Source organism: Aestuariimicrobium kwangyangense DSM 21549 (genome assembly GCF_000421525.1).
GTDB lineage: Bacteria > Actinomycetota > Actinomycetes > Propionibacteriales > Propionibacteriaceae > Aestuariimicrobium > Aestuariimicrobium kwangyangense.
In genome coordinates this window covers 1,358,561-1,384,007 of sequence record NZ_ATXE01000001.1, presented here as the reverse complement: position 1 = coordinate 1,384,007, position 25,447 = coordinate 1,358,561, and the positions used below count along the sequence as shown (strand labels likewise).

The following is a 25,447-nucleotide window of genomic DNA, read 5'->3' as shown; positions in this document are numbered from 1 at the left end:
ACCCGTAGTCGGCGGGGCAGGACGGAGGTCACGCTCGTGGATCGAGCGGACACGCGGGTTCAAGTTTAGCCAGTCACGGCGGGCGGCGCGAACCGAATGATCCGCGGGGCGCAGCTCACCTCTGCGAGAGCAGCCCGGAGGGGTCGGCCGGGCGACGTTGGCTGCGGGCGAAGCCGCCCCGCTTGACGGCAGCTGCCAGACATGCCGGATCGGGGTGGAGCCAGCTGCCCCGTCCGGGCAACCGGTGACCCGGGTCGACCACCACCACCCCGTCGACCACGACGTGGCGCACCAACTCGTCGCGGCTGGCGACCCTGCGACAACCCACACAGGTGCGGATCGGGCCGTCGCCGCCCGAGCCCCCCACACCCGGAGGCGCGCTGGGGAGCATCACTCGGGAGCGGCGTCGGAGCGGATGTCGATCCTCCACCCCGTCAACCTCGCGGCCAACCTCGCGTTCTGACCCTCACGACCGATGGCCAGCGACAGCTGGTAGTCAGGGACGACCACCCGGGCGGCGCGGGCCTGGGCATCGACGACCGTGACCGAGCTGACCCGAGCAGGCGACAAGGCCTCGCCCACGAACTCGGCCGGGTCCTCAGACCAGTCGATGATGTCGATCTTCTCCTCGTTGAGCTCGTGCATGACGGCTCGGACACGCTGGCCCATGGGTCCGATGCACGCGCCCTTCGCCGACACCTGCGGGTTCTTGGAGACGACGGCGATCTTGGTGCGGTGGCCGGCCTCACGGGCGACCTCCTTGATCTCGACGATGCCCTGCTCGATCTCAGGCACCTCGAGCTGGAACAGCCTCTTCACCAGGTTCGGATGGGTACGGGAGACCACCACCTGGGGCCCCCGGAGTTCCTTGCGCACGGCCACGACGTAGACCCGCAGTCGCTTGTTGTGGGAGTAGACCTCGCCCGGCGACTGTTCGGCCGGCGGCATCATCGCCTCGATCTCGCCGAGATTGACCCGCACGACGCGGGAGTCACGGTCCTGCTGGACGACCCCGGTGAGGATGTCGCCCTCCTTGGCGAGGAAGTGCCCGTACTTGCGCTCGTCCTCGGCCTCACGCAACCGCTGGAAGATCACCTGCCGGGCCATCGATGCGGCGATGCGCCCGAAGCCGTCGGGGGTGTCGTCGTACTCGCCGATCTTCTGCCCCTCCGCGTCGAGTTCGGGGGCCCAGACGTGCACCTGCCCGGTCTTGGTGTTGACCTCGACCCGGCTGTGGGACATGTGCAGCGGGGTCTTCTCGTAGGCGTTGAGCAGGGCGTCCTCAAGGGCGCGAACGACGTAGTCCAGGGAGACCCCCTTGTCGCGCTCGATCTGCCGCAGGGCGGCCATGTCGACATCCATCAGTGATCCTCCTCCTAGTCCACGTGGCCGTGCAGGTCGTCGTCGTCCAGATCGTCGTCGTCCAGATCGTCCTCGTCGAGTTCGTCCTCGTCGGGGTCGTCCTCGTCTGGGATGTCGTCCACGTCGTAGTCATCGATGGAGCGGTTCATCTCGACCTGCACCAGGGCCTTCGTGATGTCACTGATCAGCAGGTCGTGGCTGACGGGCTTGGGGTTGCGATTGCCCTTCACGGATTCGGGTGTCACCTCGAGGGTGAGCCGGTCGCCCTCCACGGCGACGATGCGACCGACCAGGGAGGTGCCGTCGGCCAGGGTGGCCTTGACCAGACGGGTGAGGTTGCGGCGGAAGTGCTTGGGTTCGGTGAGCGGGCGGCCGATGCCGCGGCTCGAGACCTCGAGAGTGTAGGCACCTGCCATGGCGTCGATCGCGTCGAGGGCGTCCGAGATGTCACGGGTGGCGGATGCGATGTCGTCCAGCAGGGGGCCTCGCCCGTGGGGGCCGTCACCGTCCACGGTGACCCGCAGCACCGAACGACGTCCGGCGGGGATCACCTCGAGCTCGTCGAGCTCGAGTCCGTGGGTGGCCAGCACGGGCTCCACGACATCACTGAGTCGTGTGTCATTCACTTCTCTGGCCTCTTTCTGTTGTGCAGTCCTGTTGTGCCGCACAAGTGTAGTCCAGCCGGCACGACCCGAGCGCCGATCGCGAGCTGGTGCCGGGCCCTACGCTGGGGGCATGCCCCCACTGCTCAGTCGCCGCGCATTCGGGCTCACGGCGGGTCTGGCGCTGGTGGCGACGCCGCTGTCCGGGTGTTCCTTCTTCGACCCCACTGTTCACGGATCCGCTGTCCGCAACCTGCCCAGACCCAGCCCGACCCCCGAGCAGGCCCAGGTGAATGCCCTCGCGGGCAACGAGTCGCTGACCGCCGCACTGCAGGTACTGCGCACCGCGACCGGCGCCACGCCCGCCGAAGTGGCGTGGACGACCGCCGTACAACGCGCTCTGCAGCTGCAGCGGCGCGTGCTGCTCCGACCCGATCCCCTGAGCGGTGCCCTGGGGGACGACCCCATGGCATCCGGCTCCCCACGCACGACTGGGGCTCGCGTGCCCGCCGTCCGGGCCACGGACGAACTGGCGACCCTCGCGACGGCTGAGGCGGCCACACTGTTGACCGTCGCGCTCAGCGCCGAAACCGGCCCGGACGCCCTGCTCTGGGGATCCTTGTCGGTCTTCGCCAGCGCCAGCGCCCAGCCAGCGCCCCATCCACCCGTCGACCACGGGGTCGTCCCCTTCTCGTTCGAGTCCGAATCCCTGGGTTCGGCCCAGTCAGTCCTGGTCGAACACCTCTTCCGTGCTGACCAAGCCCTGGCCGCGCTGGTCGGGGCCCTTCGTCCGGGCAGCCTGCGGACCCAACTGGCCCAGCGGAGGGGTCTGCTGGTGCAGCAGCGGGTCGACCTGCAGGCGACGATGCGGGCGGCCGGTGCAACCCCTCCCCCGCCCGAACCCGGCTACGAACTCCCGATTCGCCCGGCCGCGGGCACGGTGGCTGCGGTGATGGCGACGATCGAGACCGACCTGTTCAACGCGGCAGCAGGGGTGTTCTGCGCCACACCCGCGACGGACGAAGCACGCACCGCAGCACACGCCGCCTGGCTCACACAGCTGCCCCAGGTGACCCGATGGACCGGCGTCAGCTGGTTCCCGGGCTGGGTGTGATCGACCCGGAAGGGCGTGCCGTCGGCCTCAGCCGATGAAGATCCGCAGGCTGTCCCAGCCGAGTTTGAGGATCAGGATCCCCACCACCACCAGGAAGACCCGCCTGACGAACGCGGAACCGTGGCGCACGGCCATCTGGGCGCCGATGAACCCGCCACTGAGATTGGCTGCCGCCATGGCGAGCGCCAACTTCCAGATGATCACTCCCTGGATGGAGAAGACGGCGATCGCTGCCACGTTCGTGGTGAGGTTGGCCAGCTTGGCCAGAACGCTGGCCTGCAGGAAGCCGTAACCCAGCAGCCCGACGAGGGCGATCACGAAGAACGACCCAGTTCCGGGCCCCAGGAAGCCGTCGTACAGCCCCACCACGGCGCCGATGCCGGCGGCCGTCGCAGCCGCGGCCCAACCATGACGCCTCACCTCATGGTGCAGTCCGAGGGTGGGTCTGCGGACGGTGTAGAGGCCCACTCCCACGAGAGCGACCAGCACGATCGGGGTGAACCACTGCTTGGGCAGGAAGTTCACCAGTCTCGCCCCCGACGTCGACCCGAGGAAGGCGAACACCATCAGCGGGACCGCGATCCGCCAGTCCACGCGGACCTTGCGCAGGTAGGTGGTGGTCGCCACCAGGGTTCCCGCCGCCGACGACACCTTGTTGGTGCCGGAGATGGCCGCCACCGAGGTGTCGGCGGGCAGACCGATCAGCAGGCTGGGGAGCTGGATCAGCCCTCCGCCGCCCACCACGGCATCGACCCAGCCCGCCACGAAGGCAGCGAGCACCAGCAGCAGGACGACGTGAAGCGCAAGCTCCACGAGGTCAGCTCTCGAGCTCGCGCAGCACCTCGGCCAAGGCATCCTCGACGGCGACCGTGCGGGCGGTGCCCGTGGCGCGGTCGCGAATCTCGACGAGCCCGTCAGCCAGGCCTCGTCCGACGACCACCGAGGTCGGCATGCCGAGCACCTCCGAATCGGCGAACTTGACCCCGGGCGAGGCCTTGCGATCGTCCAGGAGCACCGCGACCCCGGCATCGTCCAACTCAGAGGCCAGCTTCTCGGCGAAGGCGGAGACCTCGTCACCCTTGCCGGTCGCGAGCACCATCACCTCGTAGGGGGCGAGGTTGCGCGGCCAGCACAGACCCTTCTCGTCGGCGGTGCCCTCAGCGACGGCGGCCACGGCGCGTGAACAGCCGATGCCGTAGGAACCCATGGTGACGGTGACCAGCTTCCCGTTCTGGTCGAGCACCTTCAGCCCGAGGGCCTCGGCGTACTTGCGACCCAACTGGAAGATGTGGCCCATCTCGATGCCGCGCGCCAACGTCAGCGGTCCCGAACCGTCGGGCGACGGGTCGCCCTCCCGGATCTCGGCGACATCGAGGTGCCCGTCCGCGGTGAAATCGCGACCGACCACCAGGTCGATGACGTGACGGCCCGCCTCGTCGGCACCGGTCACCCATGCCGTCCCCGACACCACGGAGGGGTCGACGAGGTAGCGCACCTTGCTCGGGCTCTCCGCGCCCAGCGCGCGGGGGCCGATGTACCCCTTGACGAGGGTGGGGTACGCCGCGAAGTCCTCCTCGCCGAACGGCACCGCCTCGGCCGGACCCACGGCTGCCTCGAGGCGCTTGGGGTCGACCTCGCGGTCGCCCGGCAGCCCCACGGCCAGCGGCTCGGTCGAACCGTCGGGGTGGTGCAGCACGAAGAGCACGTTCTTGAGGGTGTCAGCGGCCGTCCAGACACGGTCGGGACGCGGGTGCTCGGCATTGACGAGCGCGACCAGCGACTCGATGGTGGGGCTGTCGGGGGTGTCGACCACCCTGCTCGCACCCACCGACGAGGCGTCCACCTCAGCGGCGAGCGGACGCTCGACGGCCTCGACGTTGGCGGCGTAGCCACCCGGCGAACGGACGAAGGTGTCCTCCCCGTTGGCGGCAATCGCGAGGAACTCCTCGGACGCCGAACCACCCATGGCGCCGGCGTCGGCCTTGACGATGACGTACTCGAACCCGAGACGGTCGAAGATCTTGATGTAGGCCTCACGGTGCTGCTGGTAGCTCAGCTCGAGACCGGCCTCGTCCACGTCGAAGGAGTAGGAGTCCTTCATCACGAACTCGCGGCCGCGCAGCAGCCCCGCACGGGGACGCGCCTCGTCCCGGTACTTGGTCTGCACCTGGTAGAGCGACAGCGGCAGGTCCTTGTACGAGCTGTAGAGATCCTTCACCAGCAGGGTGAACATCTCCTCGTGGGTCGGCCCCAGCAGCAGGTCGGCACCCTTGCGGTCCTTGAGGCGGAACAGGTTGTCGCCGTACTCGGTCCACCGGTCGGTCGCCTCGTAGGGCTCGCGCGGCAGGAGCGCCGGGAAGCGCACCTCCTGCGCGCCGATGGCGTCCATCTCCTCGCGGACGATGGCCTCGACCTTCTGCAGCACCTTCAACCCCAACGGCAGCCAGCTGTAGACACCGGGAGCGGCACGACGGATGTAACCGGCACGCACCAGCCAGCGGTGGCTGGGCACCTCGGCATCGGCAGGGTCCTCTCGCAGGGTGCGGACGAACAACTGCGACATCCTGGTGATCACGCTGGGGCCTCTCTGGCGGCGATGGGGAACGCCGCTCAGCCTATCGGTGCAGACCCCTGACCCCGGCACCAGTTTCCGGACGGGGCGCGGCTGGTGGTCCCGCGGTCAGTACAGGACGGTCGCCAGGGCATCGATGGTGCGCATCCCGCAGCGCTCGTACAACTTGCGGGCGCGGGTGTTGAAGTCGTTCACGTACAGCGAGACCACCGGGTACCGCTCACGCACGAGTTCGATCACCTTCGCCATGGCGGGGACCGACAGGCCTTGACCCCGAAGTTCGGGGGCGAGCCAGACGCCCTGGATCTGGCAGATGGTGCCGTAGGCCGTACCCACGTCGGCCTTGAACAGCACCCTGCCGTCCTCGATGATCGCGTAGCACTGTCCGTCCATGACCAGCCGCCGCATGTGCGAGCGGTACCCGCCGGAGGGATCGAGCGGTGAGACGCCGACCTCCTCGGTGTACATCTTCACCGCCGCGTCGAAGTAGGGCTCGAATTCCTGCAGCGTCACCTGGCGCACGCGGGGATCACCCGCGAACGGGGAGTCATGGTCGATCACCATCAGCGGCTGGTGGTACCGCAGCTCGCGAGGGTGGCCCCAGCTCTGGTGTCGCTCCACGAGGTGGTCGAACAGTCCTCGCACCAGGGGTGCTCGCCCCATGATCGAGGACGAATGCCTGCGTGCCCCGATCTTGGCAGCGAAGGCGGCCAGCGCCTCGGCGTCGTCCCCGGCGGGCACGAGGTTGGAGCCGACGTGGCACAAGGCCACCAGCTGGCGGTTGCGCTCGAACCCGAGCACCTCGCAGCCGAGGGTGACCCGATCGAGACCGTGGTGGGCGAATCGGGCCCGCAGGAAAAGGTTCGAGATGGGCTCGGGACGAAGCAGTTCCAGGGCGGCCGCCACATCGGCATTGCCCAGCACCCTGAGTCGTGTGCTCATCCAGCGGACCCCGGGGCGGCCGGGCTCGACGCGGTGCCCATGGAGCTCACGGTGAGCTGACGAGTGGAGGAGACAACGGCTGGCACGCCGCTCAGTCTGTCACGCACGCCTGCCGACTGCTCGGAGTCGAACGGCCGCGCCGTGGCGCGCCCAGACCTCAGCCGACCGAGACCTGAGGGGCACCGATCTCGGTCGTCTCGGCGGCGATCCGATTCGCCTCCTCGATCAGGGTCTGCACGATCTCCGCCTCGGGCACGGTCTTGATGACCTCACCCTTGACGAAGATCTGCCCCTTCCCGTTGCCGGAGGCGACACCGAGGTCGGCCTCACGAGCCTCTCCCGGGCCGTTGACGACACAGCCCATGACGGCCACGCGCAGGGGTACGGTCATGCCCTCGAGGCCCTCGGTCACCTTCTCCGCGAGGGTGTAGACGTCGACCTGGGCACGTCCGCACGAGGGGCACGAGACGATCTCGAGGTGGCGCGGACGAAGGTTGAGCGACTCGAGGATCTTGATGCCGACCTTGACCTCCTCGACGGGTGGGGCCGAGAGCGACACTCGGATGGTGTCACCGATGCCCTGAGCGAGCAGTGCACCGAAGGCGACGGACGACTTGATGGTGCCCTGGAAGGCGGGACCGGCCTCGGTCACGCCCAGGTGCAGGGGGTACTCACACTTCTCGGAGAGCATCTCGTAGGCGCGCACCATCACGACGGGGTCGTGGTGCTTGACCGAGATCTTGAAGTCGTGGAAACCGACATCCTCGAACAGGCTCGCCTCCCACAGGGCTGACTCGACCAGCGCCTCCGGGGTGGGAGCCCCGTACTTCTCGAGCAGTCGCCTGTCGAGGGATCCAGCGTTCACGCCGATGCGGATGGAGACACCAGCGTCGGCGGCTGCCTTGGCGATGCCGGCGACCTGGTCGTCGAAGGCCCGGATGTTGCCCGGGTTCACGCGGACGGCGGCGCACCCGGCGTCGATGGCGGCGTAGACGTACTTCGGCTGGAAGTGGATGTCGGCGATCACGGGGATCTGCGACTTGTGTGCGATGGCCGGCAAGGCCTCGGCGTCGTCCTGCGAGGGAACCGCGACCCGCACGATGTCGCAGCCTGTGGCGGTGAGCTCGGCGATCTGCTGCAGGGTGGCGTTGATGTCGGTGGTCTTGGTGGTGGTCATCGACTGCACCGAGATGGGGGCGTCGCCACCGACCATCACCTTGCCGACCTTGATCTGACGGGTCTTGCGACGGGGGGCCAGTACGGGCGGGGGCATGGCGGGCAGACCGAGATTGACGCTCATGGGGCCAGATTACCGCGCAGAGGAACGCCGGAGCGCCCCACCGGGCGCCGAGCGGTGCGCCCAGGGCGTGAGCGCGTCGTGGAGCGATCCAGCAGGCGGGGCACGCCGGGTATCCGCGCCGAAAATTCCGCGCCAGTTGGGGCACGCCAGCGCGGTGTTCGTCACGCCAGCTGACGAGAAGGCCGCTCACCTGCCCCGTTTCGCGTGGAACCCGGGCACGGCGACTCCCGACACGCCACAGCGCCCGCCATCCATGGCAGGACGACGGGCGCTGGTTCGGATCAGCCGTGAGCGGCCGAACCGCGGCTCACGTGGGGCCCGGACCGCACCTCACTTCACGGCTGAACCCGACCCGACCACGTGGCCACCGCTGGTGACCTCGACGGTGGCGCTCTTGACGCTGGGCGCCTTGAACGACAGGGCCGATCCGGTGACGGTGGCCGTGAAGGTGCGGGTGCTGCCGTCGTCCAGCACGGCGGACACCGTGACGGTGGCACCGAGGGGCAGCCCCGCGGTCTCGACACCCACCCGGTTGCCCTTGATGGCGACGTCGACGACCTTGACCGCCACGATGCCGACGACCGTCGGGTCGTGGTCGGACGACGCGAAGGGGTCGGCGGCGTGGAGGTCCGTCACGTTGTAGTTGCGGCGGGAGTACTGGAACGCGACCGATTCGTCGCCGTTGATGTTCCAGACGGCGCCCGAGCTGACCAACTGCCGGGCCCGGTCATTGCCGAACACGTGGTCGAGTGAACCCAGTCGTCCGCCGAACTGGTAGGTGGTGTCATCACTGGTGACCACATTGCTGAAGCCGGCGGACTCGATGATCTGCACCGGTTCCTCCTTGGAGTAGGCATTGAAGTCGCCCAGCAGGAACACCGGCTGGTCGGCGAACACCTGGCCCACCCAGGAGGTGAGCGCGGTGGCCTGCGCCTTGCGGGAGGGGTTGGACAGGCCCTGTCCGGTGCCGTCGTCGGCTCCGGAACCCTTCGACTTGAAGTGGTTGGCGACGGCGACGAATGAGGTCCTGGTCCCGCGCACCTCGAACTTCTGGCCCAGCGGCTGGCGTGCATTGGCGAACGCCGGGTCGCTGAGGATCACCGAGCCGTCGACCGGCGCCACGGTGGCCGCGCGGTAGATGAAGGCCAGCCGGATGTTGTCCTCGCCGGTGGGCACCTGCGCGGGACTGGTCGGCACATACCTCCAGCCCTTGCCCGGGTCGGCGGCGTTGAGGGCGTCGACCAGGTTGGCCAGCGTCTGGTCGCGGTCGTGGCCGAAGTTGGCGGAGTTCTCGATCTCCATCAGCGCCACCACGTCGGCGTCGAGCCCGTTGACGGCCGAGACGATCTTGGCCTGCTGGTCGGCGAAGGCGGCGGGCGTGTAGGCGCCCCGCACCTGGCAGCCGTTGGTCCCGACCTGGGTGCCCGAGCGGTCGGTGTATGCCTTGCAGCCAGCTTCGTCCTGACCGAGGTCGGTGAAGTAGTTCAGCACGTTGAAGGTGGCGAGCTTGACGTCACCCCCCACGGCGGGCACCGAGGTCGGACGATCGTTCTCGCTGGCCAGGAAGTCGACCTCGGCCCCCACCACCCGGCGGGTGGGCTGGTAGTTCCACTGGAAGCGGTGGTCGAGGATCACCGGCCCGGTGAAGGACACGTGCGATCCGGTGCGCATGGGCGTTGCGCCCGACAGGTAGGGCAAGGGGGAGTTCTTGGCCGTGGAGTTGGTCAGGAGGTTCCAGGAGGAACCGTCATCGAGGGTGATCAGCTTGCGCACCTGCTGGGCCTCGTAGGCGGCGGCCTCGGTGTGGGGCACCTTGTCGGTTGGCGTGTAGAGCGGCTCGTCCCCCACGGCCAGGTCGAGTTGACCGTACTGGTTCGCCGCATGGTTGTTGGTGATGGTGTAGGTGCCCTGCGGCTGCACCAGCATCCCCTCGTAGGCCTCCTTGTCGGCATCGGTCACCGGAAGGGTGGCCAACCCGGTGACGGCGACCGGCGCACAGTCGTCCACGGCGGTGGTCGTCACGCTCGAGAGTTCGGTGAGACCTCCGTACTCGACGACCGTCCCGCTGACGTCGAGGCAGTTGCCGACCGACACACCGGTTCGTCCGTACACGAAGACACCGTCCGAGGCGTCGCTCGCGGTCTTGGGCACGCCACCCGATCCGGGGGCCTGCAGGTAGAACCCGTTGAAGCCACCCGTGGGATAGACGGCCGTCACCACACCTCGCGTGGTCACCTGCCGCCCGACCAGAGGACTGGTGTCGGTCGTCCCCTGGATCTCGGCGATGGTGCGCGACTGGGCTGGTGGTGTGCTGGTAGGGGGGGTGCTCGGTGCTCCCCCATCGGCGGACTGTCCGGGGTTCGCCGCCCCTGGGGTGATGTCCGTGGTGAACGCGAAGTCGGCCGCGTTGTTGCCGGTGTCGTCGGTGGTGGTGCGGGCCAGTGCTCCCGGGTCGGAGTTGGCGCCGGTGTAGGTCGCGGCCGTTCCCTCGGGGGAGTTGGACGTGCCGTAACCGAGCTTGTCGACCACCGAGGACGCATCCGGGAGGGTGGCGCTGCTGCCCTGCACCAGGTAGATCGTCCCCGTGGTGCCACTGGGGTTGAGTCCGCTGGCCACCTGGTCGACGACCCCGGCCGGCAGGGCCGTGCCGGTGGTGCCGTTGGATCCCCCCTGCACGACGTGGAGGTCCCCCGAGGCCAGGGTTCCGGTCAGCGGGACGACCGTGGTCGCGTTGCTCGTTCCGGTGGCCGATCGGTACTGCAGGGTCAGTCCGTCCAGCACGACCGGCGAACCGGTGGGGTTGAGGATCTCGACGAACTTGTGGGTGTAGGGCTGGTTGCTGGAACCGCCCCGCAGGTAGGCCTCGTTGATGATCAGGTGGTCGGCGGCGGCGCGGGCCGGCACGGCCTGGATGACACCGACGAGCGCGGTGGCGAACAGGACGAGGCCGACTCCCGCGCGGGCGGAGGGCTGCATGGCGTGGCTCCCAGTGACTGAATCGGGGGGACTGCATCGGGGGGGACTGAATCGGGCGGACTGAACCGGGTGGACTGGATCGGCTGGTTGCAGCCTCACCCAACCACGGGCTCGGGCCATCCCCGCGCGCGGCGGGAGCGGTTCACCCGAAGTTCACCGGATGCTGCCCGACCTGTCGTGAGGGGGGTCGGCCGCTCGTCCTTGGAAGGCCAGGATCGCGGGATTGACCACACGTCCGTCCCGAATCTCGATGGCGCGGCGGAGCACCTCGTCCCCATCCCAACCGACGGCTCCTCGGAGCACGGGCCGCAGGAACGGCAACAGGGCCATGCTGTTCTCCCAGGTCGCCGCGTTCCACAGGTAGGAGGGGCTGTGGTCAACCCCGTAGTAGAGGACGTTCTCGCCGACCACGAAGGTGGGAGCGTCGAAGGTGGTGGGCCGAGCCCAGCTGAAACCCATTCCCAGATCACAGGAGACGTCGACGATCACACTGCCGGGGCGGAAGGTCGCCAGGTCCTCGGAGTGGAGGTATACCAAGGGATGGGCCGGGTCCTGCAGGGTGCAGTTGACGACGACGTCGGTGCGCGCCAAGAGGTCGGCCAGTGGCTCCTGCCCGTGCTCGGTGACCACGTGGTGGGTGCCCTCGGCGCCGTGCTCGAAGCGGCGGATCGTCGTGGAGTGGATCGGCGACCCCACCGCCGCCACCTCGCGGTTGGTCAACACCGTGACGTTGTTCACGCCGTGCGCCTTGAGGGCGGTCACCGCACCGCGCGCCGTCGCCCCGAAGCCAATGACCGCCGCCCTCAGCGGCCGTCCGTAGTCACCCGTCACCCCGGCCAACTGCAGGGCGTGGATCACGGAGCAGTAGCCCGCGAGTTCGTTGTTCTTGTGGAAGACGTGCACCCCCATGGCGCCCTCCGACGTGCGGTGGTTCATCATCTCGAACGCGATCAGGGTCAACCCTCGGTCGATGGCCAACTGGGTCATGACCGGGTCCTGCACACAATGAGGCCAGCCCCACAGCACCTGCCCGGGACCCATGGCCGCGACATCGCTGTGCTGGGGTTTCGGCAGCAGCACGACGTCGCAGTGCGCCAGGAGCCAATCCCTGGAGGCGAACCCCGCCACCTGGTCGGCGAGGGCTTCATCACGGACACCGAAGCGGGCTCCGTAGCCGTGCTCCAGGGTGATGGCAGCGCGAAGATCCGGATCCAGCCCGGACAGGTGCTCAGGGTGGACTGGCAGACGTCGCTCGTTCTCCATGGACGACGTCGAGATCAGACCCAACGTCAGCAGGGTCACTTCTTCTTGGACTGCTGCACCTTGTCAGCAACCAATTCCTCACCTGCCGGATTGCGCTTGGCTGCGCGCTTCTCCTTGATGGACTTACCGGTCTTCTTGGTCATGCTCTGCCGCGGCGACTTGTCGCTCATGGGACTGTCCTTTGGGAGGAAGCCTGAATGGCTCCATCCTGTGACCCTACGCCGTCCGGGTCGATTGGTGGGCTTCCGGCAGCGCCAACGAGGTCGGGGCGCGGACGCTCTCAGGCAGCCTGCTCAGAACAGGCGGACGGGGAAGAAGATGTCGGCGATGATCAGCACCGCACCCGACAGGGCCAGGAAGCCACCCACCACGTAGGCCACCGGGAGCAGTTTGGCCGTGTCGACGTGACCGGGGTCAGGACGTCGAGCCACCCGGGCCGCCAGTCGGCGCACCCACTCCCACACGGCACCGGCCATGTGGCCGCCGTCCAAGGGCATCAGCGGGACCAGGTTCAACAGCGCCACGAACAGGTTGACCGACCCCAACATGGTGAACCAGGACGCCACCCGATCGCCTGCCGGTACCTGGTCGGCGGCGGCGATCTCACCGGCGACCCGGCTCGCTCCGACGATGGAGATCGGACCGTTCTCGTCCCGGGGACGACCCGTCACCATGTCGACCGCGACGTTCCAGACGCGCTGCGGGAAGCTGGCCAACGCCACCGTCGACTGCTTCGTCAGCTGCCACAGGTCACGGGCGGCGGTGACCGGGCCCGATCGCTCGAGGCGGTAGGTGGGTCCCACTCCCAGGAAACCCGCCTCAACGGTGCGGGAGGGGTCGATCCGATCAACGACACCGGTGATCACCGTGTTCGTCGTCACGGTGGTCGGCTGGCCGTGGCGCATGACGACGATGGTTGCTCGACGGTCACGGTTCGCCCTGATCAGGTCGGAGAACTGCGCCCACGAGGTCACCGCGGTGCCGTTGAAACTCTGCACCACGTCACCCACCTCGAGGCCGGCGCGGGCCGCCGGGGTGGCGGGGTCGCCGGGCTGGCAGGTCTGGGCCGCTCGTCCGGCCGGCACGATGCACTCGCTGACACTGGCGATCGAGAGCTGCGCCCGGTACTGGCCGTGCAGCGCGTTCACGCCGGTGAAGATCAGCAGTGCCAGCAGGATGTTCATCAGCGGACCGCCGGCCATGATGACCAGCTTCTGCCAGGTCTTCTTCTGGTGGAACAACCGCCCCTCGTCGGCCGGGGTGATCTGCTCGTACTCGGCCTCGCGGGCAGTGTCCGCCAGCCTGGTCAACCAGGTCGGACGAGCCTGCGGCCGCGCCGGAGGGTACATGCCCAGCAACCGGACGTAGCCGCCCAGCGGGATCGCCTTCACGCCGTACTCGGTCTCGCCCCGCTTGAACGACCACAGGGTCTTGCCGAAGCCGACGAAGTACTGGCTGATCCTGACGTCGAAGATCTTGCCGGGCACGAGGTGCCCGACCTCGTGCAGGGCGATCGAGGCCATGATCAGGGCGAAGAACCCGATCGCCCCCGCGATGATGACGAGCACCTCCATCAGTGCACCGCTGCTCTCTCCTGCACCAGGCGAGCGGCTCGCTGCCTGGCCCAGCCGTCGGCAGCCAGCACCGCCTCGACGCTGAGGTCGGTGTCAGCCACGTGGGCGGCAGGCAGCTCCTGGGCCGAGAGGTGCTCGTCCACGACCTCGGTGATGGTGTCGACGATGTCGAGGAAGCCGATCCGACCCGCGCAGAAGGCATCGACCAGCACCTCGTTGGAGGCGTTGTAGACGGCGGGGGCGGTGCCACCCAGCGTGCCGACGCGGCGGGCGAGCGCCACGGCGGGGAAGGCCTCGTCGTCCAACGGCGCGAAGGTCCAGGTGGCGGCGGTCGTCCAGTCACAGGGAGGGGCGGCGCCCTCGACCCGGTCGGGCCAGGTCAGTCCGAGCGCGATCGGCAGGCGCATGTCGGGTGGTGAGGCCTGGGCGATGGTCGACCCGTCGCAGTACTCGACCATCGAGTGCACGATCGACTGCGGGTGCACGGTGACCACGATGTCGTCGAGGTCGACGTCATAGAGCAGGCCGGCCTCGAGCAGTTCGAGACCCTTGTTGACCAGGGTCGAGGAGTTGATGGTGATCACCCGGCCCATGTTCCAGGTCGGGTGCGCCATCGCCTCGTCGGGGGTGACGTGCACGAGTTCCTCGCGGGTGCGACCCCGGAACGGACCTCCCGAGGCGGTGAGGACCAGCCTGCGCACTTCGTCCTTGCGTCCTGCCCGCAGAGCCTGGGCGAAGGCCGAGTGCTCGGAGTCGACCGCGACGATCTGCCCGGGCGCGGCCGCCCGGGTGACGAGCCGACCGCCGATCACCAGAGACTCCTTGTTGGCCAACGCCAGGGTGGTCCCAGCCCCGAGGGTCGCCAGGGTGGGACGCAGGCCCGCGGCGCCCGTGATCGCGTTCACCACCACGTCGACGGGCTCGGCGGCCAGTTCGGTCGACGCGTGGGGGCCAGCGATGATCTTGGGCAGTCTGAAGTCGCCCGCGTTCCAGCCGCGTTGACTCGCCTCCGCGTACAGCGCCAGTTGAAGGTCCTGCACGACCGTGGCCCGAGCGACGGCCACCACTGCAGGTGAGAACTCGAGCACCTGCGCGGCGAGCGCCTTGATGTCGGAACCCCCCGATGAGAGCCCGTGGACGACGAACCGGTCGCGGCGCGTGCGGATCACGTCGAGGGTCTGGGTGCCGATCGACCCGGTGGAACCGAGGATGGTCACGCGGCGCAGTGCAGCAGTCACCCCACCAGTCTGGCACGCAGCTTGATCCACACCAGTTGCCCCAGGAAGCCCAGCGCCAGTGCGACCAGCACCCCCAGGCTGGCGTAGGCCCATGGGCCGTCCTTGCCGCCCAGACCGAACGGGGCGAGCAGGTAGCCCTGCCAGCTGAGCCAGTTGGCGTTGGAGTTGGTGACCAGCCCGAAGCCGACCACACACGTGAGCACGAGCCACGCCACCGGGAACCAGCGGATCGACCCGTAGCCGGTGGGGCCGGAGTCGAACAGCCTGGACTCGTCATAGCCCTCGCGCCATCGGTTGACGAGGTCGGCGCAGAAGATCCCGGTCCATGCGGCCAGCGGCACGGCCAGGGTGATCAGGAACCCTTGGAACGGGGTGAGGAAGTCGGAGGCGAACCAGGCCACGTAGATGGTGCCCAACGTGACCAGCACCCCGTCGACACCCGCGGCGACCCACCGCTTGATGGGCAGGCCGATCGCCACCAGCGCGAGCCCCGAGGAGTACAGGTCCATGATGGTGCCCGCCACCAGACCGGTGAGCGCGACCAGCCAGAAGGGCACCACGAACCAGGTCGGCAGCACCGAGGTGAGGGCGCCGATCGGGTCGCTCGCCAAGTCCTTCGACAGCGTCGGGTCGGACCCGCACAGGAGGAGTCCGTAGCCGATCAGCACCACCACGGGCAAGGAGCCGCCGAAGGTCGTCCATCCGACGATGGAGCGACCCGAGGTGTGTCGCGGCAGGTACCGCGAGTAGTCGGCCGCCGCGCTCGTCCAGCCCACTCCGAACCCCGCGAAGACCATCATGGCCGCGCCCAGGACCGCCGCGGCCCCTCCAGCCGGGTGTGAGGTGACCTGGGACAGGTTGATGTGGTCGAGGGTCATGGCCATGAACACCGCGGTCATGACCAGGGTGGCGACCGTGATCCATCGTTGTGCCTTCATGACCGCGTCGAAACCGATCACGCCCAACACGACGGTCACCGCGACCACCACGGCGAAGACGGCAACCTTCGCCACACCACCGCCGCCGAGACCGAGCCGGTCGGCGACCGTCTGGCTCGACAGCACCGCCATCGAGGTGAGCACGATCTCCCACCCCAGCAGCAACAGGTAGCTGACGATGCCCGGCAGGATGTTCCCGTGCACCCCGAACACCGCGCGGGAGAGCACCATCGTCGGGGCCGACCCTCGCTGCCCCACCAGCGAGACGAGCCCGACCAGCAGGAACGAGCCGACCACCCCGACCAGCGTCACGAGCAGGGCCTGACCGAAGGAGATGCCGAAGTCGAACAGGTAGGCACCCCACGAGACCGAGAGCACCGAGATGTTCCCGGCGCACCACGGCCAGAACAGCGACCGGGGTGACCCGTGCCGGTCGGCTTCCGCGATGACGTCGATGCCCTGCATCTCGATGCGGTGCCGACTGGGCACGGAGGACGCCCCGGTCGAGGCGTCCCCAGTGGACAATCCAGTGGACGACCCAGTGGACGACCCTGCAGTGGACGGCTCCGTGGTGGACGGCTCGGGGACAGTGGTGACCATGGACGCAGATCATGCCACCAGCGGGCCAAGGGCAAGGATCCTTCCCAGCGACCGGGTGTGCCGAACCCGACACGCCCAACCGGTGGTCCCCTGTGCCCGAGCGGACGGATACCGGTTGGATGGGGGCATGTCAGATCCGATCGAGCAGTCCCCCGCCCAGCAGTACGTCCCCGCCATCCAGCAATTCAGGGAAGCGCAGCAGGCAGCCGGATGTGAGCTCCACTCGCTCACGGTCGTGAAGGACGGAGTCAGGCTCGTCGAGTTCGGGGTCGCCCCGTGGACCCTGGAGCGGGCCAGCCTCGTGTACTCGATGAGCAAGACGTTCACCTCGGCCGCCTTCGGCATCGCCCGTGAGCGCGGACTGCTGAGCGAGGACGATCTCGTCATCGACCTGTTCCCCGAACACCTGGACGACAGGGTGGGCCCCAAGGCTCGCACGATCACGCTGGGTCACTGCCTGTCGATGGCCTCGGGGCACACCTTCGACACCATCGAGCTGTTCAACGGGCGTTGGACGCTGGACTCCTCCGGTATCGGTGAGTTCCTGCGCCACGAGCCGGACGGAACCCCCGGTGAGACCTTCTGCTACAACCAGCTGTGCACCTACACGGTTGCCCTGGCCGTCGCCCGTGCCACCGGGACGAGTGTGCACGACCTGATGCGCCGTGAGGTGCTCGACAAGCTCGACTGCGAGCCCAGCTGGTGGGCCAGCGACCCCGACGGGAACGCCTTCGGGTTCTCGGGCAACCATGTCTCGCCGCGCACCCTGGCGAGCTTCATCGGGCTGGTCGCCAACGGCGGCGTCGCTGTCGGCGGCGCCCACGACGGGGAGCAGCTGCTGCCCCAGGGTTGGATCGACCAGTACGCGATCAAGCGGGTCGAGAACGCCGCCGCCAACCCCTCACCCGACAGCGACTGGGCCCAGGGCTACGGCTGGCAGGTGTGGCGTGGGCGCGACGGCGGCCACCGTGCCGACGGCGCCTACGGTCAGTACGGACTGATCTGGCCCGACCAGAAGCTGGCGGTGGTGATCACCAGCCTCGTCGGCGACATGCAGGTCACCATCGACCAGGTGCGTCAGATCCTGCTGCCCGCCCTCGACTCGCTCGAGGCACCCGAGCCCGCGGCCATCGTCCCGGTCCCCACCGGATCAGCCGACTTCGCGGCCTGGTCGGGCACGATCGCCGACCGCGGCGCGGCCCGGGTGGCCAGCGACGGTGACGGGTGGCTGATCGCGTGGAGCGACCCCGACGGGGGTGAGCACCGGATCCCGGTCGGACACGGGCACTGGCGCGACTCGGTGATGCGCTGGGACGGGTCATCGCTCGATGTCTCGGCTGCGGGCGCCGTCGACGAGTCGGGCGTGCTGCGGGTGAGGCTCGCCTGCCTCAACACGCCGCACACGGCCCTGCTCGACTTCCCCGGCGACACGGACCGTGGCAGCTTCTCGTGGAACGCCCAACCGCTGGGAGAGGACACCTTGAAGGGGATCTCGTTGCCCGACGGCTGGGACCGCTGAGGGCGGTCATGCCCCGGGGCCGGGTTGCCGTCCGCTCGAGCGGTCCCGGGGTGACCGCCCGACCGGCTGACTAGGGTGGCGCCATGCCCCATCTGGTGGAACTGCAGTCCGTGGACGACTTCGACAGCTGGCTTGCGGCCACGCCTCCCCGAGGCCTGAGCCGCGTCGCCCTGCAGGGCATCGACCTGCGCGAGCGAACCCAGCAGCTGTCGGAGCGCCCCGTCAACCACGCCGTGTTCCTCGGTTGCCAGCTCACCCCCGAGGCCGACGCCGACCTGCGGGCCAGGGGCGCGCTGGTCTTCCCCGAGCTGCCCCGGCTGCCGTTTCGCCCCTATCGGGGGGCCCTGTACACCCCCGAGGAGCTCTACTCCGGGCTGCAGGAGCACTACTCACGTACCCCCGATGCCCTCGTGTACGCGTGGCAGCAGCGTCCCGCCGCTGAAGCGCTGGCGAACACGCTGGCGATGTCGCTGCACGACCACGCGATCTCTGACGCACTGAACGAACTCGAGGCGACCCTCTCCCCCGCCAACACTCTGGGGATCATGGGTGGGCACGCCTCCGAACGCGGGTCCGGGTCCTATCGTGCGGCAGCCCATCTGGCGGCCGAACTCACCCGGGCGGGTCTGACGGTGCTCACCGGCGGTGGACCCGGCGCGATGGAGGCCGCCAACCTGGGTGCCTCGCTGATCACCAACGGTGACCCCGTCCCGCACGACCGGATCGACGCGGCCGTGGACGACCTGGGAAGGGTGCCCAGTTTCCGCCCCCGTGCCGAAGGCGGGCAGGGCATCACCGCGTGGGCGCGCGCGGCATTCGAGGTGCGGGAGCGGTTCGACGCGACCGGCACGAGCATCGGCGTGCCCACCTGGTTCTACGGACACGAGCCGCCCAACCCCTTCGCCAGCCACATCGCGAAGTTCTTCTCCAACGCCCTGCGCGAGGACACGCTGCTCGCCCACTGCCGGCGCGGTCTCATCTACCTCGAGGGTGCAGCGGGCACCGTGCAGGAGATCTTCCAGGCCGCCACCGGGAACTACTACGCGGCCGACGAGACCCGGCCCTCACCAATGGTTCTCGTCGGCGTCGAACACTGGACCAGGACCCTGCCGGCGTGGCCCCTGCTCCAGTCGCTGGGGGACGGTCGGGCCATGGGGGGCCACATCCATCTGGTCGACACCATCGAGGAGGCGGCCGAGGTGCTGCTGGGAAAGGATCACGGATGAGCTGGGCGACGGTGACCACAGACGTGGTGCGAGCGCTGGAGGACTGGCCGAGGGGCGACCTGGAGCAGGAACAGCTGCGCACCCGCTACCTCGCCCTGCTGGCGAGTGAAGGGCAGCGAGCCCTCGTCAAGGGCGTCCTGCCCGCCCACCTGACCGCTTCGGTGCTGGTGCTCGACGACACCCTCGAGAAGGTGCTGCTCACCCACCACCGGCGGGCCCGCCAGTGGCTGCAGTTCGGCGGCCACCTCGAGGAGGAGGATCCCTCACTGGAGGCCGCCGCCCGCCGGGAGGGGTCGGAGGAGTCAGGGCTCGTGCTCGAGAGGCCGCTGGTGCCCGTTGAACTCGACGCGCACCTGTTGGTGGGCTCGTTCGGCGTCTGCCAGGAGCACCTGGACGTGCGCTACGCCACGCTGGTGCCGGGGGATGCCGTGCCAACCGTCTCGGAGGAATCCACCGACGTCGCCTGGTTCCACCTGGACGACGCGGCAGACGAAGTCCGCCACCTGGCCCGGCTGGTGGAGCGCGCCCGCGCCTCCCTCACCTGATGACGGGCCGCCGCAGGCTCAGCGCTGACTGGCCGCCAGCTGCCCGCAGGCGCCGTCGATCTCGCGGCCCCGGGTGTCACGCACCGTCACGGGCACCCCTCGCGCCTCCAACCGGCGGACGAACTCGCGCTCGTCCGACTTGCGGCTGGCGGTCCACTTCGACCCGGGAGTCGGGTTGAGCGGGATCAGGTTCACGTGCGCCCACGACCAGTCGCCCCGCTTCTTCAGCACCTGGGCGAGCAGGTCGGCCCGGCTGGCCTGGTCGTTGATGTCCTTGATCAGGATGTACTCGATGCTGACGCGGCGCTTGGTGCGTCGGGCGTAGTCCCACGCGGCGTCCACCACCTCGTCGACCTTCCAGCGCGTGTTGATCGGCACCAGTTCGTCGCGGAGCTCGTCGTCGGGTGCGTGGAGCGACAGGGCCAGGGTCACGGGGATGCCCTCGTCGCCGAGCTGGTGGATGCGGGGCACGAGGCCGACCGTCGAGACGGTCACCCCGCGGGCACTCATGCCCAGGCCATCGGGACCGGGGGTGGTCATGGTGCGGACGGCCCCCATCACGGCCTTGTAGTTGGCCAGCGGCTCCCCCATGCCCATGAACACGGCGTTGTTGAGTCGCCCTGGCCCGCCGGTCACCTCTCCGCGGCCGAGGCGCCCGGCGGCGTCGATCACCTGGGCCACGATCTCGCCGCTCGACATGTTGCGCTGCAACCCACCCTGACCGGTGGCGCAGAACGGGCAGGCCATGCCACAACCGGCCTGCGAGGACACGCACAGGGTGGAGCGACCGGACGAGGTGTCGGTGGCGGCGTAGCGCATCAGCACCGACTCGACCAACGACCCGTCGTGGAGGCGCCACAGGGTCTTGACGGTGGCGCCCTGGTCGGCGGTCTGGGTGCTGACCTCGGTCAGGAGTGAGGGGAACAGGTCGGCAGCGAGTTGGTCCCGCGCGGCGGCGGGGATCTCGGTCCAGGCGGCCGGGTCGGTGTTGTGCTTCTCGAACAGCTGGTGATTGAGCTGCTTGGCGCGGAACGGCTTGTGCCCTCGGTCCACCACAGCCTGGGTGCGCTCGTCGGCGGTCAGGTCGATCCAGTGCCGGGCCGGCTTGTTCCTCTTCGGGGCGGTGAAGACCAGCGGAAGCGCCTTGCCCGGTTCCGCCAGGGGTTCCGCGGGCAGAGGCGGGGCGGCATGGTTGCGACCCGGACGAGCCCGGTTGCGTTCGTCGGGCACGACGGCGTCCACATCACGGTCGAGATCGGTCACGTCAGCCTCCCGGCACGAACAGGTACATCACGAGCCAGGCCACCGGGGCGGCGACCAACAAGGAATCGAGACGGTCCATGATGCCACCATGGCCGGGGAGGAAGCTCGACATGTCCTTGATGCCCACGTCGCGCTTGATCATCGACTCGATCAGGTCGCCGGCCGTACCGAAGGCCACCATCGTCACCCCGAGCACCACCCCCACCCACCAGTCGACGTGCAGCAACCACGTCGCCATCAGCACGCCCACCGCCACGCCGGAGATCACCGACCCCGCGAACCCCTCCCAGGTCTTCTTGGGGCTGATGGTGGGCGCCATCGGGGTGCGTCCGAAGAGCACCCCGAACAGGTAGCCGCCCGTGTCGTTCGCGATCACGCAGAACAGGAAGGCAACGATGCGCTGGGCACCCAGGTCACCGGCCAGCATCAGCGCCACGGCCGAGCCGAGCAGCGGCAGGTAGCCGATGATGAAGACCGAAGCGGCGGCGTCCTTGACGAAGCCCTGCGGCCCACCCGGCAGTCTCCACACCAGGGCCACCAGCACCGTCAGGGCCAGCATCGCCAACAACAGCGCATTGGAACTCAAGCCGCTCTCCGGGTGCCTGGCGGCCCAGTAGCTGCCCAGCGGGATCAGGAAGGCGGCCGCGACGATCGGCTTGACCGCAGCCGTCATCCCGATCCGCGACATCGCCCGGTTCACCTCGACCGCACCCAGCGCGAGCGCGAGGGCCGTGATGCCCACGAACCCCCAGTGGAACCAACGCAGGGTGATCAGGGCGGCGCCCGACAGGGCAACGCCCACGCCGATGGCTGAGGGCAGGTTGCGGCCAGCCCGACTGTGGGGTGTGGGGGTTGCCGCTGACGTCGGCGTCACGTGAGTCATGGGTAACCGGGTCGCTGACGGGCCGAACCGAGCACAGGGCTCGGCTCAGACCTCGAGCAGCTCGGCTTCCTTGCTCTTGAGCAGGTCGTCGATCTGGTCGGTGTGCTTCTTGGTGACCTCGTCGAGGGCCTTCTCGGCCCGGCTGGCCTCGTCCTCGCCGATCTCCTTGTCCTTGACCAACTTCTTCACCTGGTCCATGGCGCTGCGACGCACGTTGCGCACCGAGACCCGGGCCTCCTCGGCCTTGTTGCGCGCCATCTTGATGTATTCCTTGCGTCGCTCCTCGGTCAGGGAGGGCAGCACGAGGCGGATCATGTTGCCGTCGTTCGAGGGGTTGGCGCCCAGGTCGGAGTCGCGGATGGCCCGCTCGATGGCGTTCATGGCGGAGCGATCGTAGGGAGTGATCAGCACCACCCGCGCCTCGGGCACCTGGAAGGTGGCCAGCTGCTGCAGAGGGGTGGGGGCGCCGTAGTAGTCGGCCATCAGCTTGTTGAACATGGACGGGTGGGCGCGCCCGGTGCGGATGGCACCGAACTCGTCACGAGCGAACTCGATGGCCGAGTCCATCTTCTGCTCGGCGTCCTTGTGGATGTCAGCGATCACGTCAGCTTCCTTCGTTGCGGTGGCTAGAGGTTGAAAGGCCGATTCGGTCAGCGGTGGACGACGGTGCCGATGTTCTCGCCGGCAACGGCGCGGGCGATGTTCCCGGGCACGTCGAGGTTGAAGAAGATCATCTCGAGGCCGTTGTCGCGGGCGAGGCTGATGGCCGTGGCGTCGGCCACCTTCAGGTTTCGACTGAGGTAGTCGTCGAAGCTCAGGTCAGTGAACCGGACCGCATCGGGGTTGGTCTTCGGGTCGGAGTCGTAGACACCGTCGACGCCCTGCTTGCCCATCAGCAGGACGTCGGCCCCGATCTCGAGGGCGCGCTGGGCGGCCACCGTGTCGGTGGAGAAGTAGGGCATACCGGAACCCGCACCGAAGATGACCACGCGACCCTTCTCGAGATGGCGTTCGGCGCGGCGAGGGATGTAGGGCTCGGCCACCTGACCCATGGTGATCGCGGTCTGCACGCGGGTGTCGATGCCGGCCTTCTCGCAGTAGTCCTGCAGTGCGAGGCAGTTCATCACGGTGCCGAGCATGCCCATGTAGTCGGCGCGGTCGCGCTCCATACCCAGCTGCTGCAGTTCGGCGCCGCGGAAGAAGTTGCCGCCCCCGACCACGATCGCGACCTGGACGCCGGACTTGACCACCTCGGCGATCTGCTGCGCCGTGGACGCGACGACCCGTGGGTCGACCCCCAACTGGCCACCGCCGAAGACCTCTCCGGAGAGCTTCAGCAGCACGCGCTTGTACGGGTTGGTCATGGTTCTCCTAGCTGACCTCGGGAGAGGTGGATGCAGTCCGGCAGGCGGCGACCAGCCTAGCGCGAGTGGCCTGCCGCGGCAGAAACGGAGCTGCCCCGCTCCCCTGGGCGGGGGCGGGGCAGGACCGGGAACTGCGGACGATCAGGCGCCCGCAGCCAGACGGCGGAAGCGTGAGACGCCCGTGCCGTTCTCCTGCAGGTAGTTGCCGATGGACTTCTTGTCCTCGGTCACGGTGGCCTCCTGATCGACCAGGACGACGTCCTTGAAGTAGCCGTTGACGCGACCCTCGACGATCTTGGGCAGGGCGCCCTCGGGCTTGCCCTCCTCGCGAGCGGTGGCCTCGGCGATACGGCGCTCGTTCTCGACCGTCTCGGCGGGCACCTCGTCACGCGTGACGTAGACCGGGCTCATGGCGGCGATGTGCAGGGCGACACCATGGGCGATGGCCTCATCGCCGGTGTACTCCACGATCACCCCGACCTGCGGGGGCAGGTCGGCCGCACGACGGTGCAGGTAGATGTGCGAGTCACCCTCGAAGTGCACGGCCTCGGCCAACTCGAGCTTCTCGCCGATGGTGATGGCCAGGGCCTGCACGGCCTCGTCCACGGTCTGGCCGGAAGGCAGCTTGACCTGACCGGCCGCCTCCTTGCCGTTCACCTTGGCGGCGTCGACGGCGGCGACGATCTGGTTCGCCAGGGCGACGAACTCCTCGTTCTTCGCCACGAAGTCGGTCTCGGAGGCGAGCTGGATGAGGGTGGTGCCGGTGGCGGCAACGAGCCCGTTCGAGGCATCGCGGTCGGAACGCTTGGCAGCCTTCGCCTGTCCCGAGACACGCAGGATCTCGATGGCCTTGTCGAAATCGCCGTCCGCCTCGGTGAGGGCCTTCTTGGCGTCCATCATGCCCGCGCCGGTGGCGTCGCGGAGCTTCTTGACATCAGCGGCAGTGATAGCCATGTGCGATGTGTCCCTATCTGTTGTGGGTGTACCGGTGAACCGGTGTGATCAGGCCTCGGCGGGAGCGTCGGTGGCGGCCTCGTCGGCGGGGGTCTCCTCGGCAGGAGCCTCGTCGGCGGCGGCAGCCTCGTCTGCGGCGGAAGCCTCCTCAGCGGGTGCAGCCTCGGCCACGTCGGCGTTCAGCTGACCGGCCTGCGGGTCCGCGACCTCGGCCTGCGCGGGCGACTCGACCGAGCTCTCGCGGTTGGTCTCGCCGGCGAGCAGGTCGCGCTCCCAGTCGGGCATGGGCTCGGCCTCTTCACCGGAGGCGCCCTGGCCCGAACGCGCCATCAGGCCGTCGGCGGCGGCGTCGGCGATGATGCGGGTGAGCAGCGCAACCGAGCGGATCGCGTCGTCGTTGCCGGGGATCGGGAAGTCGACCTCGTCAGGGTCACAGTTGGTGTCGAGGATGCCGATCACGGGGATGTGCAGCTTGCGAGCCTCGTCGACGGCCAGGTGTTCCTTCTTGGTGTCGACGATCCACACCGCCTGAGGAGTGCGGGCCATGTCGCGGATGCCACCGAGGGTCTTCGAGAGCTTGTCGCGCTCGCGCTTCAGGCCCAGGTTCTCCTTCTTGGTGAGTCCACCCGAGGTCTGGGTGTCGAGGTCCATGCCCTCGAGCTCCTTGAGGCGCTGCACGCGCTTGATCACGGTCTGGTAGTTGGTCAGCATGCCACCCAGCCAACGCTGGTTGATGTAGGGCATGCCCACACGGGTCGCCTGTTCGGCGATGGCCTCCTGGGCCTGCTTCTTGGTGCCGATGAACAGCACCTGGCCGCCGCGGGCGACGGTCTCACGCACGAAGGCGTAGGCCTTGTCGATGTAGGTGAGCGACTGCTGCAGGTCGATGATGTAGATGCCGTTGCGCTCGGTGAAGATGAAGCGCTTCATCTTCGGGTTCCAACGACGGGTCTGGTGCCCGAAGTGAACGCCGCTCTCGAGCAGCTGGCGGGTGGTGACGACGGCCATGGCCGGTCCTTTCTGTGGGCACAGCGGTGACTGCGCCCGGTTCGGTTTCACCGTGTCGAACTGTTCGACACTGCCTGGTGCAGCAGCAACGGCCACCCCGCGAGCGGGGACCTCGGCCAGGACTGGTGGTCTGCACGTGAAGTCGAGCGGTGCCGAGGCACCGATCGCCTCGGCCATTCTAGGTCGTGGCCGTCGGGTGCGCCA

General features: G+C 68.7%; 22 protein-coding genes and 1 pseudogene. 4 read left to right on the top strand and 19 right to left on the bottom strand.

Annotated features, from left to right (window positions below; translation table 11 throughout):
* Window positions 1-115: 115 nt before the first annotated feature.
* The 3 genes and pseudogenes from H507_RS15160 to rimP form a co-directional block, all read right to left on the bottom strand.
* Window positions 116-367: a YlxR family protein gene (locus H507_RS15160; RefSeq protein WP_245558821.1), complete on the bottom strand. Its 252-nt coding sequence runs from the start codon at window positions 365-367 to the stop codon at window positions 116-118.
* Between the two features lie 23 nt (window positions 368-390).
* Window positions 391-1,362 carry a transcription termination factor NusA gene (gene nusA / locus H507_RS0106150; RefSeq protein ID WP_022909850.1) on the bottom strand — a complete coding sequence of 324 codons (972 nt, stop codon included), beginning with the start codon at window positions 1,360-1,362 and terminating at the stop codon, window positions 391-393.
* 140 nt (window positions 1,363-1,502) lie between these two features.
* Window positions 1,503-1,988 (bottom strand): annotated as a pseudogene (gene rimP / locus H507_RS15155) (ribosome maturation factor RimP); the annotation flags it as partial.
* A gap of 109 nt (window positions 1,989-2,097) precedes the next feature.
* Here rimP and H507_RS0106140 point away from each other — a divergent pair.
* Window positions 2,098-3,078 (top strand): DUF4439 domain-containing protein, encoded by a 981-nt coding sequence (locus H507_RS0106140; protein ID WP_022909848.1) that lies wholly within the window; start codon window positions 2,098-2,100, stop codon window positions 3,076-3,078.
* Window positions 3,079-3,105: 27 nt separating this feature from the next.
* Here H507_RS0106140 and H507_RS0106135 read toward each other — a convergent pair whose 3' ends face one another.
* The 10 genes from H507_RS0106135 to H507_RS0106090 form a co-directional block, all read right to left on the bottom strand.
* Complete coding sequence (locus H507_RS0106135; RefSeq protein WP_022909847.1) at window positions 3,106-3,891, bottom strand: sulfite exporter TauE/SafE family protein; 786 nt, start codon at window positions 3,889-3,891, stop codon at window positions 3,106-3,108.
* 4 nt (window positions 3,892-3,895) lie between these two features.
* Window positions 3,896-5,641 (bottom strand): proline--tRNA ligase, encoded by a 1,746-nt coding sequence (locus tag H507_RS0106130; protein ID WP_022909846.1) that lies wholly within the window; start codon window positions 5,639-5,641, stop codon window positions 3,896-3,898.
* Window positions 5,642-5,758: 117 nt separating this feature from the next.
* Entirely contained in the window at window positions 5,759-6,592 is an 834-nt protein-coding gene (locus H507_RS0106125; protein ID WP_022909845.1) for a GNAT family N-acetyltransferase, read from the bottom strand.
* 157 nt (window positions 6,593-6,749) lie between these two features.
* Complete coding sequence (gene ispG, locus H507_RS0106120; protein WP_022909844.1) at window positions 6,750-7,892, bottom strand: flavodoxin-dependent (E)-4-hydroxy-3-methylbut-2-enyl-diphosphate synthase; 1,143 nt, start codon at window positions 7,890-7,892, stop codon at window positions 6,750-6,752.
* 330 nt (window positions 7,893-8,222) lie between these two features.
* Window positions 8,223-10,868, bottom strand: a complete 2,646-nt coding sequence (locus H507_RS15150) for an ExeM/NucH family extracellular endonuclease (RefSeq protein ID WP_084707640.1) — start codon at window positions 10,866-10,868, stop codon at window positions 8,223-8,225.
* Window positions 10,869-11,021: 153 nt separating this feature from the next.
* Window positions 11,022-12,170: a N(5)-(carboxyethyl)ornithine synthase gene (locus H507_RS0106110; RefSeq protein WP_022909843.1), complete on the bottom strand. Its 1,149-nt coding sequence runs from the start codon at window positions 12,168-12,170 to the stop codon at window positions 11,022-11,024.
* Window positions 12,167-12,301, bottom strand: a complete 135-nt coding sequence (locus H507_RS18365; RefSeq protein ID WP_022909842.1) for a hypothetical protein — start codon at window positions 12,299-12,301, stop codon at window positions 12,167-12,169. The genes H507_RS0106110 and H507_RS18365 overlap by 4 nt, the downstream gene beginning before the upstream one ends.
* A 123-nt stretch (window positions 12,302-12,424) precedes the next feature.
* Entirely contained in the window at window positions 12,425-13,705 is a 1,281-nt protein-coding gene (locus H507_RS0106100; protein ID WP_022909841.1) for a M50 family metallopeptidase, read from the bottom strand.
* On the bottom strand, window positions 13,705-14,931 hold the full coding sequence (gene dxr / locus H507_RS0106095) for a 1-deoxy-D-xylulose-5-phosphate reductoisomerase (protein WP_026377857.1): 1,227 nt from the start codon (window positions 14,929-14,931) through the stop codon (window positions 13,705-13,707). Before dxr ends, H507_RS0106100 begins: the two co-directional genes overlap by 1 nt.
* An 8-nt stretch (window positions 14,932-14,939) precedes the next feature.
* Window positions 14,940-16,370 (bottom strand): purine-cytosine permease family protein, encoded by a 1,431-nt coding sequence (locus H507_RS0106090; protein ID WP_022909839.1) that lies wholly within the window; start codon window positions 16,368-16,370, stop codon window positions 14,940-14,942.
* A 238-nt stretch (window positions 16,371-16,608) separates the two neighbouring features.
* Between H507_RS0106090 and H507_RS0106085 the strand changes: the two genes are divergently transcribed.
* From H507_RS0106085 to H507_RS0106075, 3 genes are all read left to right on the top strand, one after another.
* Window positions 16,609-18,000: a serine hydrolase domain-containing protein gene (locus tag H507_RS0106085; protein WP_022909838.1), complete on the top strand. Its 1,392-nt coding sequence runs from the start codon at window positions 16,609-16,611 to the stop codon at window positions 17,998-18,000.
* An 83-nt stretch (window positions 18,001-18,083) separates the two neighbouring features.
* Window positions 18,084-19,226: an LOG family protein gene (locus H507_RS0106080; protein ID WP_022909837.1), complete on the top strand. Its 1,143-nt coding sequence runs from the start codon at window positions 18,084-18,086 to the stop codon at window positions 19,224-19,226.
* Window positions 19,223-19,771, top strand: coding sequence for an NUDIX hydrolase (locus H507_RS0106075; protein WP_022909836.1), 549 nt, complete (start codon window positions 19,223-19,225; stop codon window positions 19,769-19,771). Before H507_RS0106080 ends, H507_RS0106075 begins: the two co-directional genes overlap by 4 nt.
* 18 nt (window positions 19,772-19,789) lie before the next feature.
* On the opposite strand, the gene rlmN is transcribed toward H507_RS0106075, so the two are convergent.
* From rlmN to rpsB, 6 genes are all read right to left on the bottom strand, one after another.
* Entirely contained in the window at window positions 19,790-20,947 is a 1,158-nt protein-coding gene (gene rlmN / locus H507_RS0106070) for a dual-specificity RNA methyltransferase RlmN (protein WP_051139709.1), read from the bottom strand.
* 88 nt (window positions 20,948-21,035) lie between these two features.
* Window positions 21,036-21,917 (bottom strand): phosphatidate cytidylyltransferase, encoded by an 882-nt coding sequence (locus tag H507_RS0106065; RefSeq protein WP_026377856.1) that lies wholly within the window; start codon window positions 21,915-21,917, stop codon window positions 21,036-21,038.
* 45 nt (window positions 21,918-21,962) lie between these two features.
* On the bottom strand, window positions 21,963-22,517 hold the full coding sequence (frr, locus tag H507_RS0106060) for a ribosome recycling factor (protein ID WP_026377855.1): 555 nt from the start codon (window positions 22,515-22,517) through the stop codon (window positions 21,963-21,965).
* Window positions 22,518-22,567: 50 nt separating this feature from the next.
* Window positions 22,568-23,281, bottom strand: coding sequence for a UMP kinase (pyrH, locus tag H507_RS0106055; protein WP_022909832.1), 714 nt, complete (start codon window positions 23,279-23,281; stop codon window positions 22,568-22,570).
* 141 nt (window positions 23,282-23,422) lie between these two features.
* Window positions 23,423-24,235, bottom strand: a complete 813-nt coding sequence (gene tsf / locus H507_RS0106050; RefSeq protein WP_022909831.1) for a translation elongation factor Ts — start codon at window positions 24,233-24,235, stop codon at window positions 23,423-23,425.
* 48 nt (window positions 24,236-24,283) lie between these two features.
* Window positions 24,284-25,243, bottom strand: coding sequence for a 30S ribosomal protein S2 (gene rpsB, locus H507_RS15145; RefSeq protein WP_040437951.1), 960 nt, complete (start codon window positions 25,241-25,243; stop codon window positions 24,284-24,286).
* Window positions 25,244-25,447 lie beyond the last annotated feature (204 nt).

Coding starts and splice junctions, on each gene's coding strand:
- H507_RS0106080 (WP_022909837.1), top strand. CDS start 18,084: ATGCCCCATCTGGTGGAACTGCAGTCCGTGGACGACTTCGACAGCTGG.
- rpsB (WP_040437951.1), bottom strand. CDS start 25,243: ATGGCCGTCGTCACCACCCGCCAGCTGCTCGAGAGCGGCGTTCACTTC.
- H507_RS15150 (WP_084707640.1), bottom strand. CDS start 10,868: ATGCAGCCCTCCGCCCGCGCGGGAGTCGGCCTCGTCCTGTTCGCCACC.
- pyrH (WP_022909832.1), bottom strand. CDS start 23,281: ATGACCAACCCGTACAAGCGCGTGCTGCTGAAGCTCTCCGGAGAGGTC.
- H507_RS0106075 (WP_022909836.1), top strand. CDS start 19,223: ATGAGCTGGGCGACGGTGACCACAGACGTGGTGCGAGCGCTGGAGGAC.
- tsf (WP_022909831.1), bottom strand. CDS start 24,235: ATGGCTATCACTGCCGCTGATGTCAAGAAGCTCCGCGACGCCACCGGC.
- H507_RS0106085 (WP_022909838.1), top strand. CDS start 16,609: ATGTCAGATCCGATCGAGCAGTCCCCCGCCCAGCAGTACGTCCCCGCC.
- H507_RS0106140 (WP_022909848.1), top strand. CDS start 2,098: ATGCCCCCACTGCTCAGTCGCCGCGCATTCGGGCTCACGGCGGGTCTG.
- H507_RS18365 (WP_022909842.1), bottom strand. CDS start 12,301: ATGAGCGACAAGTCGCCGCGGCAGAGCATGACCAAGAAGACCGGTAAG.
- nusA (WP_022909850.1), bottom strand. CDS start 1,362: ATGGATGTCGACATGGCCGCCCTGCGGCAGATCGAGCGCGACAAGGGG.
- ispG (WP_022909844.1), bottom strand. CDS start 7,892: ATGAGCGTCAATCTCGGTCTGCCCGCCATGCCCCCGCCCGTACTGGCC.
- H507_RS0106130 (WP_022909846.1), bottom strand. CDS start 5,641: ATGTCGCAGTTGTTCGTCCGCACCCTGCGAGAGGACCCTGCCGATGCC.
- H507_RS0106100 (WP_022909841.1), bottom strand. CDS start 13,705: ATGGAGGTGCTCGTCATCATCGCGGGGGCGATCGGGTTCTTCGCCCTG.
- H507_RS0106125 (WP_022909845.1), bottom strand. CDS start 6,592: ATGAGCACACGACTCAGGGTGCTGGGCAATGCCGATGTGGCGGCCGCC.
- H507_RS0106065 (WP_026377856.1), bottom strand. CDS start 21,917: ATGACTCACGTGACGCCGACGTCAGCGGCAACCCCCACACCCCACAGT.